The sequence below is a fragment of the Terriglobus sp. YAF25 genome (assembly GCF_052113305.1).
GTDB lineage: Bacteria > Acidobacteriota > Terriglobia > Terriglobales > Acidobacteriaceae > Terriglobus.
In genome coordinates, this window is the sequence record NZ_JBFRCY010000059.1 from 1 (window position 1) to 17,848 (window position 17,848).

Annotated in this window: 14 protein-coding genes and 2 pseudogenes; 4 read left to right on the forward strand and 12 right to left on the reverse strand. The window is 58.7% G+C overall.

Going from position 1 to position 17,848, the window contains the following annotated elements; all coding sequences use genetic code 11:
* Both AB4043_RS03765 and AB4043_RS03770 read right to left on the reverse strand, forming a co-directional pair.
* On the reverse strand, positions 1-328 hold a 328-nt coding region (locus AB4043_RS03765; protein WP_442306526.1), incomplete at its 3' end, for an RNA polymerase sigma factor region1.1 domain-containing protein.
* Between the two features lie 436 nt (positions 329-764).
* Positions 765-3,014, reverse strand: a complete 2,250-nt coding sequence (locus AB4043_RS03770; protein ID WP_442300465.1) for a glycoside hydrolase family 31 protein — start codon at positions 3,012-3,014, stop codon at positions 765-767.
* Positions 3,015-3,364: 350 nt separating this feature from the next.
* On the opposite strand from AB4043_RS03770, the gene AB4043_RS03775 reads away from it, so the two are divergent.
* Entirely contained in the window at positions 3,365-4,933 is a 1,569-nt protein-coding gene (locus AB4043_RS03775; protein ID WP_442300467.1) for a hypothetical protein, read from the forward strand.
* 602 nt (positions 4,934-5,535) lie between these two features.
* Here the strand turns inward: AB4043_RS03775 and acnA are convergent.
* The 3 genes from acnA to AB4043_RS03790 form a co-directional block, all read right to left on the reverse strand.
* Positions 5,536-8,316 carry an aconitate hydratase AcnA gene (gene acnA, locus AB4043_RS03780; RefSeq protein WP_442306527.1) on the reverse strand — a complete coding sequence of 927 codons (2,781 nt, stop codon included), beginning with the start codon at positions 8,314-8,316 and terminating at the stop codon, positions 5,536-5,538.
* A 270-nt stretch (positions 8,317-8,586) separates the two neighbouring features.
* Positions 8,587-9,831, reverse strand: coding sequence for an RNA polymerase sigma factor (locus AB4043_RS03785; protein ID WP_442300469.1), 1,245 nt, complete (start codon positions 9,829-9,831; stop codon positions 8,587-8,589).
* 6 nt (positions 9,832-9,837) lie between these two features.
* Complete coding sequence (locus AB4043_RS03790; RefSeq protein ID WP_442300470.1) at positions 9,838-10,197, reverse strand: YciI family protein; 360 nt, start codon at positions 10,195-10,197, stop codon at positions 9,838-9,840.
* Between the two features lie 234 nt (positions 10,198-10,431).
* Between AB4043_RS03790 and AB4043_RS03795 the strand changes: the two genes are divergently transcribed.
* Complete coding sequence (locus AB4043_RS03795; protein ID WP_442300471.1) at positions 10,432-12,054, forward strand: inorganic phosphate transporter; 1,623 nt, start codon at positions 10,432-10,434, stop codon at positions 12,052-12,054.
* A gap of 150 nt (positions 12,055-12,204) precedes the next feature.
* The gene (locus AB4043_RS03800; RefSeq protein WP_442306528.1) at positions 12,205-13,251 is read left to right on the forward strand and encodes a hypothetical protein; all 1,047 of its coding nucleotides are present in this window, start codon (positions 12,205-12,207) and stop codon (positions 13,249-13,251) included.
* Here AB4043_RS03800 and AB4043_RS03805 read toward each other — a convergent pair.
* From AB4043_RS03805 to AB4043_RS03830, 6 genes and pseudogenes are all read right to left on the reverse strand, one after another.
* A complete protein-coding gene (locus tag AB4043_RS03805) occupies positions 13,224-13,733 on the reverse strand; it encodes a hypothetical protein (protein ID WP_442306529.1) in 510 nt (169 codons plus the stop codon). The two genes, AB4043_RS03800 and AB4043_RS03805, sit on opposite strands and share 28 nt — an antisense overlap.
* 243 nt (positions 13,734-13,976) lie before the next feature.
* On the reverse strand, positions 13,977-14,723 hold the full coding sequence (locus tag AB4043_RS03810) for a hypothetical protein (RefSeq protein WP_442300473.1): 747 nt from the start codon (positions 14,721-14,723) through the stop codon (positions 13,977-13,979).
* An 11-nt stretch (positions 14,724-14,734) separates the two neighbouring features.
* On the reverse strand, positions 14,735-15,472 hold the full coding sequence (locus tag AB4043_RS03815; protein WP_442300474.1) for a hypothetical protein: 738 nt from the start codon (positions 15,470-15,472) through the stop codon (positions 14,735-14,737).
* Positions 15,459-16,025: pseudogene (locus AB4043_RS03820) on the reverse strand (AAA family ATPase); the annotation flags it as partial. The gene AB4043_RS03815 and the pseudogene AB4043_RS03820, both read right to left, overlap by 14 nt.
* A 41-nt stretch (positions 16,026-16,066) precedes the next feature.
* Positions 16,067-16,213: pseudogene (locus AB4043_RS03825) on the reverse strand (ABC transporter ATP-binding protein); the annotation flags it as partial.
* Complete coding sequence (locus tag AB4043_RS03830) at positions 16,210-16,605, reverse strand: GntR family transcriptional regulator (protein WP_442300476.1); 396 nt, start codon at positions 16,603-16,605, stop codon at positions 16,210-16,212. The gene AB4043_RS03830 and the pseudogene AB4043_RS03825, both read right to left, overlap by 4 nt.
* A 158-nt stretch (positions 16,606-16,763) precedes the next feature.
* Between AB4043_RS03830 and AB4043_RS03835 the strand changes: the two genes are divergently transcribed.
* Positions 16,764-17,597 carry a hydroxypyruvate isomerase family protein gene (locus tag AB4043_RS03835; RefSeq protein ID WP_442300477.1) on the forward strand — a complete coding sequence of 278 codons (834 nt, stop codon included), beginning with the start codon at positions 16,764-16,766 and terminating at the stop codon, positions 17,595-17,597.
* A 46-nt stretch (positions 17,598-17,643) separates the two neighbouring features.
* Here the strand turns inward: AB4043_RS03835 and AB4043_RS03840 are convergent.
* On the reverse strand, positions 17,644-17,848 hold a 205-nt coding region (locus AB4043_RS03840), incomplete at its 5' end, for a hypothetical protein (RefSeq protein ID WP_442306530.1).

The following is a 17,848-nucleotide window of genomic DNA, read 5'->3' on the forward strand; positions in this document are numbered from 1 at the left end:
TCTCGCGCAGATACATGCGCACCGGGTCGTTGGTCTTCTCAAGCTGTCCCGGAGTCAGGTCAAGCTCAACGTCCTCATCCTCAGCGTCCAGATCGTAGGCATCGCGCTTGTCGAACTTCGCGTCAGGCGACAGGACATCGATACCCTGCGTATTGATCGTCGTCAGCAGGTCATCCAGATCATCTGGATTGGTCATATCACCTGGAATCAGGTCGTTCGCCTCGCCGTAGGTGAGGTAGCCCTTCTCTTTACCGGCATCGATCAGCTTATCCAGACTGTCCTGGTCTAGCGCTGTCTCTCCGAAATTATCCATTTCCTCGTTAGCCACAATGCATCCCTTCCCACGATCGAGTCGCGGGGTAAAAATATTTTCGTGTCTGGCGATTCTCGTCGACACGTATCCCGGGGTTGTTACGGGGGCTGGAAAACGGAGTAGCGGTCTAGACCGCCTGGGCCACAGCTCCTCTATTCCGCAGTGGGCGAGGGCATAGTATGGGCGCAGAATCCCAGCGAACCACAGGATACCACATTCTTTAGACGCGCTAAAGCCCTCTCAGGACTCATTTCCGTGCCCCTCCGTACGCCGGTCAAGTACTTGCAGAAGGGATGCGGCGAAGCTCCGGACGGTCGCCTCTGGAAGGCTATGAAAATGTTTCGCGCTAGAGCATTCTCCCAGTGCGGAGCTTTGGCTGTATGCGCCGTTTTCTTTCGAAGAAAAGGGCATTCGCAAATTTATCCAAAGCTACGGTATTCGGAGAAATGCTCTATTTCCACTCGATGGAGGATTCATCCGTATGGATCAGCTCGACGTAGGGTCCGGCGGTGTCCGTCAGCAGCTTTGCCGGAGCTCCGTTTACGGTTACCGACCGCACTTTGCCGAACCTCCAGCGGACGCTCACCCTGGCGGCTTTCCCCTTGATCTTCAGCGAGCCGGCGTCGCGGGTCAGCGTGCGGCCTTCGAAGTCCTCCGTCGTTTGGGCTGCCGATCCTGTAAATGGTTGAATCAGCTCATAGATACGGCGATCGTCCAGGCCCTTTGCCGTCTTGTTGCCGGATTCCTCCGAAGGCACCAGCGTCATGACGTCTTCGGGGATCTTCGCGATCACCGCTCCGGCGCGGACGTAGAGGGGCAGCACATCCATCGGCGCATCGACGACGACCGTCCTGGCGCCGGTGGCCTGCGCTCCGGTCCAGTAATTCACCCAGTCGCCCGCGGGCAGATAGACCGGCCGTTGCGTTCCTTCATGGAGCACCGGAGCCACCAGGAAGTCATCGCCGAAGAGGTATTCGTCCCGGGTTTCGCGGGCCTGCTTGTCGTCCTGGTAGTTCAGCACCAGGGCGCGCATCAGCGGCATGCCGGTTTTGTGGGCCTGCTGCGCCGCAGCGTAGCGGTAGGGGAAGAGGCTCATGTGCAGTACGGCGTACTTGCGGTAGTTTTTCAGCGCCTCGTCGCCGTAGTTCCAGGGGCCACGGTTTTTGGTGTTCAGAACCTCCATGGCGGGGGAGAAGGCAGCGACCTGCGTCCAGCGCATGAAGTTCGCCGGATCAGGCTCGGCGCCGCCGAAGTAACCGCCCAGATCGGCGGTCCACATGGCCATACCACTTAGCCCGGCGCCCAGACCCGCAGTCACGATGGTCGGCAGGCCGTCCTCTTCGGAGAAGTTGCCTTCGTTATCACCGCCCCAGAGCATGGCGATGTTGTGATCGCCAACGGTGGCGCTACGGGCGAAGAGAACACCGTTGCCCTTCATGTCCTTCTGGACCAGCTCTTCCATCGCGTTGTTGTAGAGCACGGCAAAGCGGTTACGCATCAGCCGCTGATCGGTACCGTCGGCAAACTTCACGGGACCGATGAAGTTGCCTTCTGCGTCGTCATCCTTGAAGCCATCAGCGCCAAGCTTGATGACCTTGCGGACCTGGTTCTGCCACCACTCCTTTGCAGCCGGACTGGTGAAGTCGATGATGGAGCCTTCGCCTTTCCACCACGTCCCTACATAGGGTGTGCCGTCTTCATTCTTGACGAAGTAGCCACCGGCTGCAGCTTCCTTGTAGTTGGAGCTCTCAACATCGAGCTTGTCGGCAAAGCCGGCTTCACCTGGCGTCTTGGTCTTGTTATTGATCCAGGGCGTGTGCCACAGCACCAGTTTGAAGCCGTTGTCATGGACGTACTTGATGGTGCCGCCGATGTCTGAGAACTGCTTCGGATTGAACTCGTAGCTGTTGTATCCGGTAGACCACGGTGAGTCGATCAGTTCGACGCTGGCAGGCAGACCGAGTGCGCGGGTCTTGTCTACGTCTTCGCGCACATCGCCATCGTTGCGGTGGTAATCGCGGCCAACCCACGGAGCAAAGGCCCAGTACGGTGGAAGGATGGTGCGTCCCACAAGTGCGGTGAAGCGATCGAGAATCTTTGGAAACTCCGGGCCTGTGAACAGCACAATGCGCAACCGCTCGGCGGGAACAGAGATGTTCACCTCATAGCGGTCAGCAGCGTTCATGTCGAAGACAGCTTCGGCGGTGGTGTCGACCCATAGACCATAACCAGTAGTGGACAGATAGAAGGGAATCGGCTTATACGTACCTGCGCCCTTGCTGTACGCGTTGTCCTGCGACAGATTGCGAATGACTTCATGCGTGTGGTTCAGCGTGTTGTAGTGTTCGCCGAGACCGTAGTAGCCGGCAGCGCCATCGTGAACCTGAAACTCCCAGTCGCCGACTGCATATGCAGTAGAGGTGATCTCATAGACGCCCTCACTCAACTGCTTCAGATGAAGCTTTGATGCAGCGACTGGCGATCCCTCGAAGGTGAATTCATGCAGGACCAGATCCTTGATCTCGATCGCTGTCGGCCCTGGCCGCAGGCTGGGAATCGTCAGAGCGATGGAGTCAGTGCCGCGGCGCTCAAGGCCATTCACAGGAGCTTCGCCGACACGCTGGTCGGCAACGCGCTGGTTCTGCCCAAGCGCGGCTGCGGAAAGCACAAAGATAGGAAGAAGTCTGCGAAGAGAGGTCACGCGAAGTCACTCCAGGAGCCGTTAAAGCAGAACGGCCTGCATGCTTTTTGTTTAGCGATGCAGGCCATTCTATCTGGTTCGAAACAACGCGCGATGGATGAGTCGGTTATCGGCCATAGAAGCCGTAGCCGCCGCCACGATTCATAATGTGATCCCAGCCAATGCGATAACCGCGCTCAAAGCCCATACGATATGCGTTGCGATCGCGCGGGCTCACCGGAGGAAGTTGGATTGAAGTTCATACATAGCGCATCGCCTCTTTGGGGAGACGATGAAGCGTGCATAAAACTCATAAAACTGCTATACAACATTGTTTGCCCCACTGGGTTAACCCGGCTACACTCGGAAATATGTCCACTGTCCAGTCTGCTGAAGGAGTTCAAGCGACCGGCGGCTTCAGCCGAATGCTGTTGGCAATATATGGTCTGCTGACCGTCGCAACATTGTCTGTTGTTCTCTGGTTCTGCCACGGAAGCTTTACCTATGCTCTGGACGATCCTTATATTCACCTGGCATTGGCCCAGCGTCTGCTGCACGGCAGCTACACCATTAACTTCGGAGAGTCCGCTTCCCCGGCGTCGAGCATCCTGTGGCCATATCTTCTGGTTCCGTTCAGCACGAGTGCCGTTCGTGTCTGGATTCCGTTGCTCTATAACATTGTCGCGGGTGCGGGATGCTGTTTCCTGCTCGGGCGTTTCTTTGACCGCTGGGATGTCCTTGTGCGGAAAGATGGAAAATCGCCATTTCTCTATCGCCTGACGGTCGCGTTTTTCATCGTGCTTGCGCTCAACCTCATTGGGTTGAGTTTTATCGGCATGGAGCACACCCTGCAGCTCCTTCTGGCAATTGCCTGCGCATACGGTGTGATGGAGGCCTATGCCGGAAGGTCTATACCGAATTTTGTGCTGGTTGCTGCCGTGCTTGCCCCGGCAATCCGGTACGAGAACCTGGCATTCACGTTAGCGATTTCACTGATTTGCTGGTTCCAGCAGAAGCGCGCTTCGGCAATTGCGATCTTCATTCTCGGCGCCGCTCCCCTGGTGCTGTTCGGTCTATACCTGAGATCCAAGGGGCTCCCATTTCTACCCACATCGGTGTTGGTTAAAGGCGCTACAGCCACAGCAACCACCAACATGAATCGCTCGATGACGAGCAACATTATGCAGATCATCAAGGGCAACCTGGAGAGCCTGATCCATCGCGGGCGCTTCCTCCTCAGCCTGGTGATTCTTGCCGCGGCGTACTTCCGTATCCGTCACGACCGTACAAAGCGAAATGCGATTCTTGCTGGTACGGCGGCGATTGTTCTTCTTCTTCTTCTCGGGCCACAAGGCTGGTTCTACCGCTACGACGCCGCCGTGAGCGGTTTCTGCCTGCTGCTTTGCATGAGTCTCATTGCTCAGTGGCGCCGCACCGCATGGATTCTGATTCTGCCGATTATCTGGTGTGTGACCTATGCTGAGGTTGTCGGACGCGTTCCTTATGCGGCCCGCTCCGTCTATCTCCAGCAGATGCAGATGCATCGTTTCGAAGAGATGTTTTATCACGAGCCTGTGGCGGTCAATGACCTGGGCTGTGTCGCCTTCGATCACGACCCGAATATCTACATCCTCGATCTGGTTGGACTAGGCTCGTTTGAGACGGCGACCCATGACAAGACTGCTGCGTTTCTTCGTTCAGTCACCAGAGAACACAATGTGAAACTCCTGATGATCTATACGAAGTGGTACCCCGATATCCCGAAAGAGTGGATCGTTGCAGGCCACATTCGTAATCTGCTGATTGCTCACCGGACAACTGCCGAGACCGCTGTTGATGTGGTTGCAACCACACCCGAAGAGGCTGAGATCGTACGAGACAAGCTAGAGCAATTCTCGCGCGTGGTTCCCGAGGGCGTCCGTATCGAGATCGTGCGATAGAGCATTTCTCCTGTAGATGTCGCTGTTTGCGCCGTTCTCCGCAAAGAAAACGGCATTCGCAGATTTTTCCAAAGCTACAGGTATCAGGAGAAATGCTTCAGTGTGGTGAGTCATTGATTAACCACACTTATTTAGGGGCAAGCGTTTTTACCATGACAGGAGATCTGGCGAATTAATGACTCACCACACCTAGATGCAAGCCCTCAGCGGCTAAAGCCGCAGCCTCCTTCTAGCTCCCTTCGGCACGGCTAAAGCCGTGCCCTTAAGCACGACATCGCGCTGCGCGCGACCGGATACAGGGGGATCGTGCTCAGCTCCGTCTTTCCGTTGCGCGTAGCGCAACCATTTCGCACCGAAGGCGCGAATGCCCTGCTTAAGGGGACGGCTTTCAGCCGTCCCGTATCAGACCTTAAGAAGAAACGCGGCTTTAGCCGCTGAGGTACACGCTTAAAGCGTTTCCCTATTGTTGGTTTCGGCGAATTATTCAGTAGGGCATTTCTCCTGTAGGTATAGTGCAGGGCCTGTAAGGGAGATACCCATGCAAAGACATAAGGCTCGGAATATTTCCGAGCCTTATGTTTAACGACCTTTCTGATGTTGTGTTATGCCTTGCCTGCAAGCTGACGGAGTACGTACTGCAGAATGCCACCGTGCTGGTAGTAGAGGATCTCCTGCGGTGTATCGATGCGGACTTGAGCCTGGATGTTCTTGACGGAACCATCCGCAGCCTTGGCATGCACCGTGATCACCTTGCCGCCGGCGAACTTCGAGTCGAGCATCGCCTTCAGTCCCGGGATGTCATAGACCTCCTCGCCAGTCAGGCCGAGCGACTCGACACACTGTCCGTGAAGGAACTGCAGCGGAAGAATGCCCATGCCTACCAGGTTCGAGCGGTGGATACGCTCGTAGCTCTCGGCGAGTACGAAGCGTACGCCCAGCAGGCGCGTGCCCTTGGCAGCCCAGTCACGCGAGGAGCCGGAACCATACTCTTTACCTGCGAGGATAGCCAGCGGCGTACTGCGTTCCGCATAGGTGACGGAGGCGTCGTAGATGGACATCTGCTCGCCCTCGGGCAGAAGACGAGTGACGCCGCCTTCGGTTCCGGGAGCCAGTTTGTTCTTCAGGCGAACGTTGGCAAAAGTGCCGCGCACCATCACCTCGTGATTGCCGCGGCGTGAGCCGTAGCTGTTGAAGTCGGCCGGCTTCACACCGTTGCTGGTGAGGTACTTTCCTGCAGGGCTGTTCAGCTTGATGGAGCCTGCAGGAGAGATGTGGTCGGTAGTGATGGAATCGCCCAGGACAGCCAGCACGCGGGCTCCGGCGATATCGGTCACCGGTTCCGGCGTTGCGGGCATGTTGTCGAAGTATGGCGCCTGGCGGATGTAGGTGGAGTCACCCTCCCATCCATAGGTGTCGCCCGAGGGGAACTTCAGGTTCTGCCAGTTGATGTCACCCTGGGAGACGGTTGAGTACTCCTTGTGGAACATGCTGCTGTCGATGGAGCTGGCGACTGTGGCAGCGACTTCTTCCTGCGACGGCCAGATGTCTGTCAGGTAGATCGGCAGGCCATCCTTGCCCTTGCCCAGCGGCTCGTTGTCGAAATCGAAGTCGATGCGGCCGGCCAGTGCGTAAGCAACCACCAGCGGCGGCGACATCAGGTAGTTGGCGCGGACGTCGGAGTTGATGCGGCCTTCGAAGTTACGGTTTCCGGAGAGTACAGAGACCGCTACCAGACCGTGATCTTCAATCGCCTTGGTGACATCGGTCGGCAGCGCACCTGAGTTTCCGATGCAGGTGGTGCAGCCGTAACCGACGGTGTTGAAGCGCAGCTTGTCCAGATACTGGGTCAGGCCCGCCTTCTCGTAGTAGYCGKTGACGACGCGCGATCCGGGAGCGAGCGAGGTCTTCACCCATGGCGGTGTGGAAAGGCCCTGCTCAACTGCTTTCTTCGCCAGCAGGCCTGCGGCCAGCATCACGCTCGGGTTGGAGGTGTTGGTGCAGGACGTGATGGCCGCAATGACAATCGATCCGTGATGGAGGTACTTGTCGACGTCCACTCCCAGGCGATCCTTGATGCTCGCAATCGGCTCGGTCGCTTTTTCGCTCTTGACCTCTTCGTCGGCGGCGAGATGACCGCCCTCGCCCTGCCAGCGAACGAGCTGGCGGTCGCCGTTCTTGTTGGAGTTGGGGCCGAAGAGTGAGGGGAGCTGCGACTTGAAGCTCTCGGCAGTGCGAGAGAGCGCAACGCGATCCTGCGGACGCTTGGGGCCGGCGACGGAGGGTTCCACCATACCGAGATCGAGGTGCATCACGGAGGAGTAGGTAGCCTCCTTCGCGTTGGCAGTGTGGAACATGCCCTGGGCCTTGTAATAGGCCTCGACCAGGGCGATCTGATCCTCGCTACGGCCGGTCAGGCGCAGGTAGTTCAGGGTCTCTGCATCGACGGGGAAGATACCGCAGGTCGCGCCATACTCAGGCGCCATGTTGGCGATGGTGGCGCGGTCAGCCAGCGGCAGACCGCTGATGCCGGGTCCGAAGAACTCGACGAACTTGCCGACGACGCCGTGCTTGCGCAGCATSTCSGTGACGGTAAGAACCAGGTCGGTGGCGGTGGCGCCCTGCTTCAGCTTGCCGGTCAGGCGGAAGCCGACGACCTGCGGCACCAGCATGGAGACGGGCTGGCCCAGCATGGCAGCCTCGGCTTCAATACCGCCCACGCCCCAGCCCAGAACGCCCAGGCCGTTGACCATGGTGGTGTGCGAGTCGGTGCCGACCAGGGTGTCGGGATAGGCGACGTTGTCGTCCGTGGTGAAGACGACCCGGGCCAGGTACTCCAGGTTCACCTGGTGGCAGATACCCATACCCGGAGGCACGGCGGAAAAGTTGCGGAAGGCGGTCTGACCCCACTTCAGGAAGGCATAGCGCTCGCGATTGCGCTGGAACTCGAGCAGCGAGTTCAGCTCATAGGCGTTGGCGGTGCCGTACTCATCCACCTGAACGGAGTGGTCGATGACCAGCTCGGCCGGCTGCAGCGGGTTGATCTTCTGCGGATCACCGCCCAGGGCCTTCATGGCATCGCGCATCGCGGCGAGATCCACGACGGCGGGCACGCCGGTGAAGTCCTGCATGAGGACGCGGGCGGGCATATAGGCGATCTCGCGGCTGGGTTCGGCGGAGCAGTCCCAGTTAACGAGGAAGTTAATATCGTCGGCGGTGACGGAGACTCCGTCTTCGCGGCGGAGCAGGTTCTCAAGCAGGATCTTCAGCGAGAACGGAAGCCGGGTGAGCTGGACGGTGTGCAGTGCGTCAAGACGGTAGTAGGTGTAGCTCTTGCCGCCTGCGGTCAGTGTGGCTTTTGCGCCAAAGCTATTGACGGTGCTCATGGTATCGGGTCCTCAAGTGGCGCCTCGAAAGGGCGCGGGTTTCCGCAGATCGCACGGTCCAAGGGGGCGATCTGCAAGCGTAGGAAGCGTAACAAATCTACAGGAAAAGGAGGGTTACAGGAGGATGCGGCCGCGGTCGTGTTTTCCGCGGCGGAACCGCTTCAGGATGAAGGGGCTGCACATGGCGATTATTGTAGCTCCGGCAACTTTCAGAAGGGAATGACCCTCGGGGATATGGAACATCCAGTGGGGCACGAAGGTATGGTCATCTCAAGCTGGCAATGCGTTTGCTAAGAAATCGTTGTTCTTCTTTTGAACACACCAGACCGAGTGCCCGTTCATAGGCGGCGGCAGCTTCCGCGCGCCGGTCGAGCCGACGCAGCAGTTCCCCTTTGCCGCATAGAAGTGGCCATAGCATTTCAGATCGCCGCGCTCTTCGATCTCAGCCAGCAACCTGAGTCCCGCCTCTTCTCCATAGGCCATGGCAACGGCGGCTGCGCGGTTGAGCTCGATGATCGGTGTGGGCTGTTGACGATAGAGCAGGGTATAGAGCGCTGCAATCTGTGGCCAGTCGGTCGCCGAGGCTGTCTGTGCCTGCGCATGCAGGGCAGCAATGGCTGACTGCAGCGCATAGGGGCCTGGAGGCCCTTGCCGCAGGGCTTCTTCGACGAGCACCAGACCTTCGTCGATCTGTGTGCGGTTCCAGAGACCGCGGTCCTGCTCCTCCAGAAGGATGATGTCCCCTTCGGCGGAGAGACGGGCCGCCGCGCGGGAGTCCTGTAATAAGAGCAGTGCCAGTAGCCCGGTCAGTTCGGCCTCGGCGGGCATCAGCCGATGTAGCAGCCGGGCCAGGCGGATGGCCTCCGCGGCGAATTCCCGGTTGTTGTGGGTGTAGCCCTCGTTGAAGACCAGGTAGACGGTCAGCGCTACGGCGGAAATCCGCTGCGGTAGATCCTCATGCGACGGAACCCGGTAGGGGATGCCGGCGTCGCGGATCTTCAGTTTGGCGCGGACGATGCGCTGTTGCATGGTGGTGACCGGCGCTAGAAATGCGCGGGCGATTTGCTCCGTCTCTAAGGAGCACAGCGTGCGCAGTGTCAGGGCGACCTGGGCCTCCTGCGAGAGCGCCGGGTGGCAGCAGGTAAAGATAAGGCGGAGCAGATCGTCTTCGATCGGCTGCTCTGCCCGAAGCATCGCGGCCTCCTGCGCCGGCACATCATGCTCGCAAGGTTGCAGGAAGTGCATCAGTTCGGTCTGTTTGTCCGCAAAGCTCGCACGGCGGCGGATCAGGTCGAGCGCCTTGTGCCGTGCGGTCGAGATCAGCCAGGCCCGGGGATTGGCAGGCAGGCCATCGATCGGCCATTGCCGGAGGGCGATGGTGAAGGCTTCCTGGGTAACCTCTTCGGCCAGATCGAAGCTGCCGAGCAGGCGGATCAGCGTGGCCAGGACCCGGGCAGCCTCTTCGCGATAGATGGTCTCGAAGTCGGCCTGCCCGGTTTCCGTCGGTAGCGGCATAGTGGCTTAGTTCTGGTCCTTACGCTCGACCAGGGGACGGACCTCGATCGATCCGGTACGGGCGGAGGGAATGCGGGCGGCGATGGCGACGGCCTCGTCCAGATCGGACGCTTCCACCATATAAAAACCGCCGAGCTGCTCCTTCGTCTCCGCAAACGGACCGTCCGTGACCGTCTGCTTGCCATCCTTAATCCGAACGGTGGTGGCCTGCGCTACCGGATGAAGCTGACGGCCGGCGAGAAGATGGCCGGAATTTTTCAGCGACTGCGTCAGACCACCGTATTCGGAATACATATCAACAAGTTGAGCCGGGGGCAGGGCGTTGAGCTTGGCTTCGTTGTCATAGATCAGCAGCAGATATTGCATGGGTTCCAGGCCTCCATTTGCCTGTCTGCGGGTTAATCGAACGCGCCGCACGTGGATCGACAGGTATGACGCAAAGATGGAGAGGAAATTTCGAAGTTTTTCCCCACTTCACAAGAAGTGGTGCAAATTCTTTGCTTTTAACGTTTCTGTAACAATCCCGTAGCCTTCGACATTGGCGGGATTGGTACTATCCATGTGGCGGCTTGTCCAAGGCGAGCGCGTCGGAGTGTATTTGTGACGGTAGCCGTCAAAGAAGGCGTTGGTCAATCCGCTGCTTTACAGGCCAAACTCAAACGCTCCCCAGGCAAAAAGAGCTTCGTTGTCTTCGGCGCCATTATTTTGGCGGGAGTTGTGTACGCCGGGGTTCATGTTGCCAACGACCTGAGCCGCGTTCACAATATCAGCGGATGGCCCTACATCCTGCTCGGTATCGCCCTCCTCGTCGCTCTCGGTTTTGAGTTCGTCAACGGCTTTCACGACACTGCCAATGCCGTAGCCACCGTCATCTATACTCATTCGCTTGATCCGCATGTTGCCGTGATCTGGTCTGGTATCTGGAACCTGATCGGCGTTCTCACCTCCTCGGGCGGCGTCGCTTTTGCGGTCCTCTCACTGCTTCCTATTGAGATCATTCTGAAAGCCGGTTCCGGCGCGGGATTTGCCGCGGTCTTTGCTCTGCTGCTTGCGGCGATCACCTGGAACCTGGGCACCTGGGCGCTTGGCCTTCCGGCCTCCAGCTCGCACACTCTGATCGGATCGATGATTGGCGTCGGTATCGCCAACCAGTTGATGAACGGCTCCAACGGAGCCAGCGGCGTGGATTGGGGCCAGGTGGCCAATGTCTTCCGTGCGCTCTTCATCTCCCCGATCGTCGGCTTCTCGTTCGCGGCGTTGATGCTCATCATTCTGAAGCAGGTGGTGAAGGACCAGCAGCTCTACGAGGCGCCGGTCGGCAATGACCCGCCTCCGTTCTGGATCCGCGTCCTGCTTATCCTTACCTGCACCGGCGTCAGCTTCGGGCACGGATCGAACGACGGTCAGAAGGGCATGGGACTTATCATGCTGATTCTGATCGGTACGGTTCCCACGGCGTATGCGCTGAACCATGCTCTCGGCTTCTCGCAGACGCAGGACTTCGTTGCTGTCAGCGAGTCGGCCGCGCGCGTCTTCCAGCACTATGCCCCGCAAGGCATCGAGGTGAATGATGCCAGGACAGTGCTGACCGCATACATCCGCTCCAAGGAACTGGTGCCCGACGTCATTCCGGCGGCGCGGCGTATGGCGGATGAGATCACTCACCAGGTCGCCCCGCACCATCAGCTCGCCGACGTTCCGGATGACCAGCAGCGCAACGTCCGCAACGATATGTATGTCGAGGGCGAGACCATCCGCCTGCTGTCCAAGTCGAACGAGGAAAAGGGTGTTCCGCCCTTCACCGCCGCCGATAAGGAGACGCTGAAGAACTACGAAGACCACCTCGATCACGCGACCAAGTTTATTCCTGTCTGGGTGAAGGTTGCTGTTGCTCTGGCTCTCGGGTTAGGAACCATGGTTGGATGGCGCCGCATCGTTATTACGGTGGGTGAGCGCATCGGTAAGGAACATCTCACCTACGCGCAGGGTGCTTCGGCAGAGATTGTCGCCGCGGCGACCATCATCGCAGCGGATCGCTTCCATCTGCCGGTGAGTACGACCCACGTGCTGAGCTCAGGCGTGGCCGGAACCATGCTGGCCAATGGCAGCGGCCTGCGTATGCAGACGATCCGCAATATCCTGCTGGCGTGGCTCTTCACCCTGCCGGCGGCGGCCTTTATTGCGGGCAGTATTTACTACGGACTTCGTCTCTTCGTGAAGTAAACCCCGGCAACACCGTTTGCAACAAAAAGATGCGGCAACGTGTGCGAGCCAGGGTGTGTCTATCTATGGGTACCAGCCGGGCGGTGAGAAAGATCCGGTATGAAGAGGTGACCTATGGGTGGGAACGGAAATACTCTCAGAATCAGTGTGATGGCGGCGTTCTTGGCATTGCCGCTGGCCGGTTGCCGGGGTAGCGTGCAGGCGGCGCTGCAGGAGCCGGGTGCGGGGAATCCTGCCGACTCCAACATGGCCCAGCCCATCCAGGGAAACAGCCAGCAGAATGAGGCGGTGAGTCAGGCGCAGAGCTACCAGAACGGTCAGCCGACTGCGCAGACCTATCAGCCTGCCCAGACGGCACAGCCCGCGTATCAGAATCCCAATGCGCAATACCCAAACCAGGATCCGAATGCGCAATATCAGGATCCCAATCAAGGGCAGTACGCCAACGACCAGGGTCAGAACGACGACGATAGCTATCAGCAGGGCGCGGATGCGCTCGATGAGGCTGTCGCCGACAATCCGCCGCCTGCGCTGCCGGAGTATGAGCAGCCCGAGGCTCCCGGACCGGACTACATCTGGACGCCTGGTTACTGGTACTACGCTGATACCGGCTACTACTGGGTGCCGGGTGCGTGGGTATACCCGCCATATACTGGCGCGCTCTGGACCCCCGGCTACTGGGGCTGGCATGGCGGCCACTACCGCTTCTACCGCGGCTACTGGGGACCGCACATCGGTTTCTACGGCGGCATTAATTATGGCTTCGGCTACATCGGTTTCGGCTATCAGGGCGGTTACTGGAATGGACCGCACTTTTACTACAACCGTGTGTGCAACCGTGTTCCTCCGCGGGTGACCTACGTCTACCAGCGCAATGTTACGGTGATCAACAACACGTACATCAACAACACACGTGTGGCGTACTACGGTGGGCGTGGCGGTATCAACCGTCCGCCGGCTCAGCAGGAGCGCTTCGCCTATCGCGAGCAGCATGTGCGCCCGATGACGCAGCAGGTCGCCGTACAGCACGAGGCGATGCAGAACCGCAATGCGTTCTTCGCGGCGAATCGTGGACGTCCGCAGGTTGTCGCCGTGAATCGTCCGCTGCAGGCCGATCATGGCTTCCAGCGTCCGGCTCCGAATGCAGTGAACCCGCAGTGGGCGGCCCGTCAGCAGATGGTGCAGCAACGCCGATGATGCAACAGCGTCAACAGACACAGCAGGAGCAGATGCAGCAGCGTCAGCAACAACAGATGCAGGAACAGCAGCAGCGTCAGGCCGATCAGCAACGCCAGATGCAGCAACGTCAGCAGGTGGATCAGCAGCGTCAGCAACAACCGCAGCAGCAACGCCAGCAGGAGATGCAGAACCAGCAGCGTGTKCAGGARCARCAGCGTCAGCAGCAGATGATGCARCAGCGGCAGGCTGACCAGCAGCGGCAGATGCAGCAACAACAGCAAATGCAGCAACAACAACGCCAGCAGGAGCAGCAACGCCAGCAACAGATGCAACAGCAGCAGCGTCAGCAGATGGACCAACAGCGCCAGCAGCAGATGCAGCAAATGCGGCAAGAGCAACAGCAGCAACGCCAGCAACAACCGCAGCAGCGAATGGAAACCCCGCGCCCACAACAGGGAGGCGGACATCCTGACCAACCGCGTGGTGGCGAACACGGCCACGGACGGTAGTTGTTGGATAATGCAAGCAGAGAATGGGGAGGCTAAGGGGCCTCCCCATTCTTTTAGTTATGCTGACATAACAAGAACCTGCCGTCCGTTCGCATCGCAAGGTGCGAATGTTTGCTTAAGAGGACGGCTTCAGCCGTCCCGCACCAATAGCCAATAGAGCGGGGCTTTTAGCCCCTGAGGGCCGATGGGCCGGTCTATCCGCAACTCTGAATAAAGTTGGGAGCTGCCGGCAGGCTATAGAGCTTGTTTCGTTGTGACGAGTCCGCTTACGACGAGCAATATAGTGGCCGCGATGAAAAATCCCGCAATTGGTGCTATCGCGTAAGAGTTTGTCCAGAGCATCGTGCTGCGGTCGAGGTAGTGGGGTAAGAGGCCGCTCATGAAGTCGGCTACATGCAGATGAAAGGGGCTGAGGCTGGGAAGGCGAGCTGCTGCGAGATAAAAGATGTAAGCGAGGTAGGCGACGGCAAGCGAGACGTATTCACTGGGGAAGAGTACGGATGCGAGCAATGAGATGGCGTAGGTGAAGATACCGCCCACGGCCCAGAGCGGGATGAAGCGCAGGGAGTAGTTCAACGGAAGCTGCTGGCCGACCAGATGCGATGCGCCAGTGATGACGAGCGACGGGATCATCGCGAGAGCAAGTACCTGCAGCAGGCCGAGTGCAGCACGTGAGGCGATCAGGCTGAGGCGGCTGGCGGGAAGCGCGAGCGTGAAGCCCAGCGTGTTCTGCTTGCGTTCGCGCTGGAGCCCGCCGAGTCCCAGGAGGAGGCAACTGAGTTGCAGTATGCCGCGTGTGGCACCACCGAAGATGGTCCAGTGAATGTATTGCGTGTAATTGTGGATGCGCGGTTGTGCATGCACGACGATCGGATAGAGGCGACTCTGAAAGAGTGTGTAAATCAGGCACATCAGAGTGATGGCGGCGCTGCTGATCAGGAATCGAAGGCTGCTTTCGCGCCAGGCTTTGTACCAGAGCATAGGTACTCTCCTTAGAAATCGAGCGGCTGGATACGCCGCGCGGCAAGAAGGATGAAGGTTGCACTGACGGCAAGCATAGCGGCCAGTGTAAGCCAGGGAAGCGGAGCGGCGAGCAGATGCTGGGCTTCATTGAAGAAGGGCATGTCCTCGCCATTGATGACATGGAAGATATTGAGCATTGGTATGCGTGCGAGCCAGGGAAGATTGAGCAGCACCCCGTAAAGCATGAGCGAGGGAATAGCAAGCAGTACGGCAATGTAGTCGCCTTCGAACCGGTGAGCGAGGAGGAAGGTGAAGCCATAGAAGACTGCTCCGCAACCGGCCCAGAGAGCGAAGAAGCCGCAGGTCTGCGCGACGGGGTAGTACTCGCCGATGTAACGCGAAGCCATCGGCAGGGCGAAGACGGGTACAGCGGCAATCATGAGTACGCCGCAATAGCCCATGACGGCGCGGGTGATGACGACGTGTCGCCTGCTGACGGGCAGTGAGAGGGTGAAGCCCGAGGTGCCGTGCCCACGCTCCTGCAGCAGACCGCCGGAACCCAGGATGACAGAGAGGATAAGGAAGATATCGCGGCCGATGCTGTTGTAGACCGACTTCCAGATGTAGGCAATGTAAGTCATGGGTGCATCGGTGCTGGCGCGCATGGCCTGCTGATAGAAAACGATGAGCACGCAGGCGGCGGCCATCGCGGCAGAGCCGACGAGAGTGACGGTGCGGATCTCGCGGAGGGATTTATACCAGAGCATCTTCGCGCTCCAGATGGCGCTGCTGGTCCTGCCGGTTCCGTTCCTGCACAGTCTCAAGGAATATCTCGCGCAGATTGACGGGTGAGACGGCAATATCGACAGCACCATGCTCACGGCCCATCTGTGCGATGGCGTCGGCGTTGCTGCTGGCAAGAATGGTGATCTGGCGGCCTTCGCTGCGCATCTTCTGTACGCCGAGGATGGACTGAAGCTGTGGTGCGGGATTGGGGAAGCCGAGCGAGATGCGGCGATAGTTCTCACGAATCTGCTCAAGCGACATATCAAGCACGGCAGTGCCGCGGTCGATCATGAGGATGTCATCGGCGATACGCTCGACCTCGGAGAGCTGATGCGAGGAGAAGAAGACGGCAGTGCCATTTGCGGGTGCGCTGACAAGCGTCTGCAGGAGTTCTTCGATCGAGACAGGGTCGAGGCCCTCGGTGGGCTCGTCAAGGATGAGGAGCGCCGGATGACGTGAGAGTGCAAGCAGCAATGCCAGCTTGGTGCGCATGCCTTTGGAGAGCGCTTTGACCTTGCGGTTGGAGGGAAGGCGGTATTCGGCAAGGAGCCGCCGTTCGGTATGAGGAGCATCTTGATGGTGGAGCTTTTGCCCGCTCCGTTGCGGCCCAGAAAGCCGGTGATGCGCTCGGCGCGGACGCTGAGGTTGAGATGGTCGACTGCACGGAAACTGCCATAGTTCTTGGTGAGTTCGCTGGTCTGGATGACACGCTCGGGAATCATGGCTTCCTCGCGGTGACGGTGGAGTGGATGAGCTGGGCCTCGAAGAGACGCCGAATCTCATCGGCGGAGAAATCGTCGTCGAGCATCTCTTCAACGAGACCACGGACGCGAGTCTGTGCCTTGAGCAGCTTGGCGGCGCGTAGCTTACCACTGCGCGGCGCGGAGATGTAAGCGCCGGAGCCATGGCGCAGTTCGAGCAGGCCTTCGTGCTGCAGCTCCATGTAGGCTTTGGCGACGGTGTTGTGGCTGATGACAAGCTCTTCGGCGAGCGTACGGATACTGGGCATGAGGTCGCCGTCCTGTAGAACGCCGGTCTCGACAGCATGACGCACCTGCTCCATGAGCTGGAGATAGAGAGGATGACCGGAGGCCGGGTTGAGGCGAAAGATCATGCCGCAAACTGTACCACAGTATTGGTACAGAGTGTCAATCTGAGTCTYAATAAAAGGAATCAGAGACAGCGGTAACGTGATGTTGGCTTCTCGTTTGAGTCGGAAACGTGTAGCCCGATACACTCATCTTCGCTACAGATTCCGCCTTTGAGCGCTCTATGAACCTCTTCACCCCCCAGACGCCGGCTCTTTCCGCCTCGAAGTTCTCCTGCGAGATCCACATGCTAAAGCTGCCCTCGTACGACCGCTGTATTGAAGTCATCGCCGAGGCGGGCTACCAGGGGGTGGAGCTTATCGGATACTTCCAGAAGTGGACACCCGAGGAACAGCGGCGCATTCTGGCGAAGATGCGATCCCTCGACGTAGTAATCGATATGTTGAGCGGACTTCAGGCGAGTTTTGCGATTCCGGGGCAATCTGAAGAATTTGCGACGAGTGTGACAGAACACTGCCGCATTGCCAAGGGGCTCGAATGCCCTCAGATCAACATCAAATCCGGCAAGAAGCTACCGGGCGTCAATCCGCAGGTGCAATATACCGCCGCTGTCGAAAATCTGCTGCGTGCCTCCGACATTGCAGACAAGCAGGGAATCAATATCGTGATTGAGCCAATTGATCTGATTGAGAACCCCACCATCTTCCTTACGTCAGTGAAGGAGGGCTTTGAGATTGTGCGCGCGGTAAACCGTCCCAACGTGAAAGTGTTGTACGACTTCTATCACGAGCAGCGCGGTGGCGGAAACCTGATCGAGAAGCTCGAAGCAAATATCGAGTGGGTGGGGCTGGTTCACGTCGCGGATGTTCCGGGTAGGAATGAACCGGGAACCGGTGAAATCGACTACACCAACATCTATCGCAGCTTAGGGAAGCTGAATTACAACCGCGTCATCGGGATGGAATACGCACCTACTACGGATCCGGTGGCCTCCTTACGGAAGGCGAGACTTGATGCACAGAAGGCGCTAGCTGAGGGGCGCGGCGCTAAGATGTGATTCGTGCCTGCATGCGAGCTCAATTGCCCGCGGTGCACTTTACTATTCACCCCAGATGTTTCCGGAACCAAATCACCAGTTTCTCCGTGACCTGCGGCCAGACGGCGTGCATGTCGTGCGGTGCTTCGGGAAATACTTCCAGTACTGATCCCTCTGGCAGCCGATGAATTCCCTCGTGTGAGGTGGCTGCAAGCATGCGCTCCTCATCGTCGCCTCCGCCGTGAATCAGCAGAACCGGCACAGTGATAGGG

Excerpts from the sequence above, each read along its gene's own strand:
- AB4043_RS03775 (WP_442300467.1), top strand. The coding sequence starts at position 3,365 with ATGTCCACTGTCCAGTCTGCTGAAGGAGTTCAAGCGACCGGCGGCTTC.
- AB4043_RS03785 (WP_442300469.1), bottom strand. The coding sequence starts at position 9,831 with ATGCCGCTACCGACGGAAACCGGGCAGGCCGACTTCGAGACCATCTAT.
- AB4043_RS03790 (WP_442300470.1), bottom strand. The coding sequence starts at position 10,197 with ATGCAATATCTGCTGCTGATCTATGACAACGAAGCCAAGCTCAACGCC.
- AB4043_RS03800 (WP_442306528.1), top strand. The coding sequence starts at position 12,205 with ATGGCGGCGTTCTTGGCATTGCCGCTGGCCGGTTGCCGGGGTAGCGTG.
- AB4043_RS03810 (WP_442300473.1), bottom strand. The coding sequence starts at position 14,723 with ATGCTCTGGTACAAAGCCTGGCGCGAAAGCAGCCTTCGATTCCTGATC.
- AB4043_RS03815 (WP_442300474.1), bottom strand. The coding sequence starts at position 15,472 with ATGCTCTGGTATAAATCCCTCCGCGAGATCCGCACCGTCACTCTCGTC.
- AB4043_RS03830 (WP_442300476.1), bottom strand. The coding sequence starts at position 16,605 with ATGATCTTTCGCCTCAACCCGGCCTCCGGTCATCCTCTCTATCTCCAG.
- AB4043_RS03835 (WP_442300477.1), top strand. The coding sequence starts at position 16,764 with ATGAACCTCTTCACCCCCCAGACGCCGGCTCTTTCCGCCTCGAAGTTC.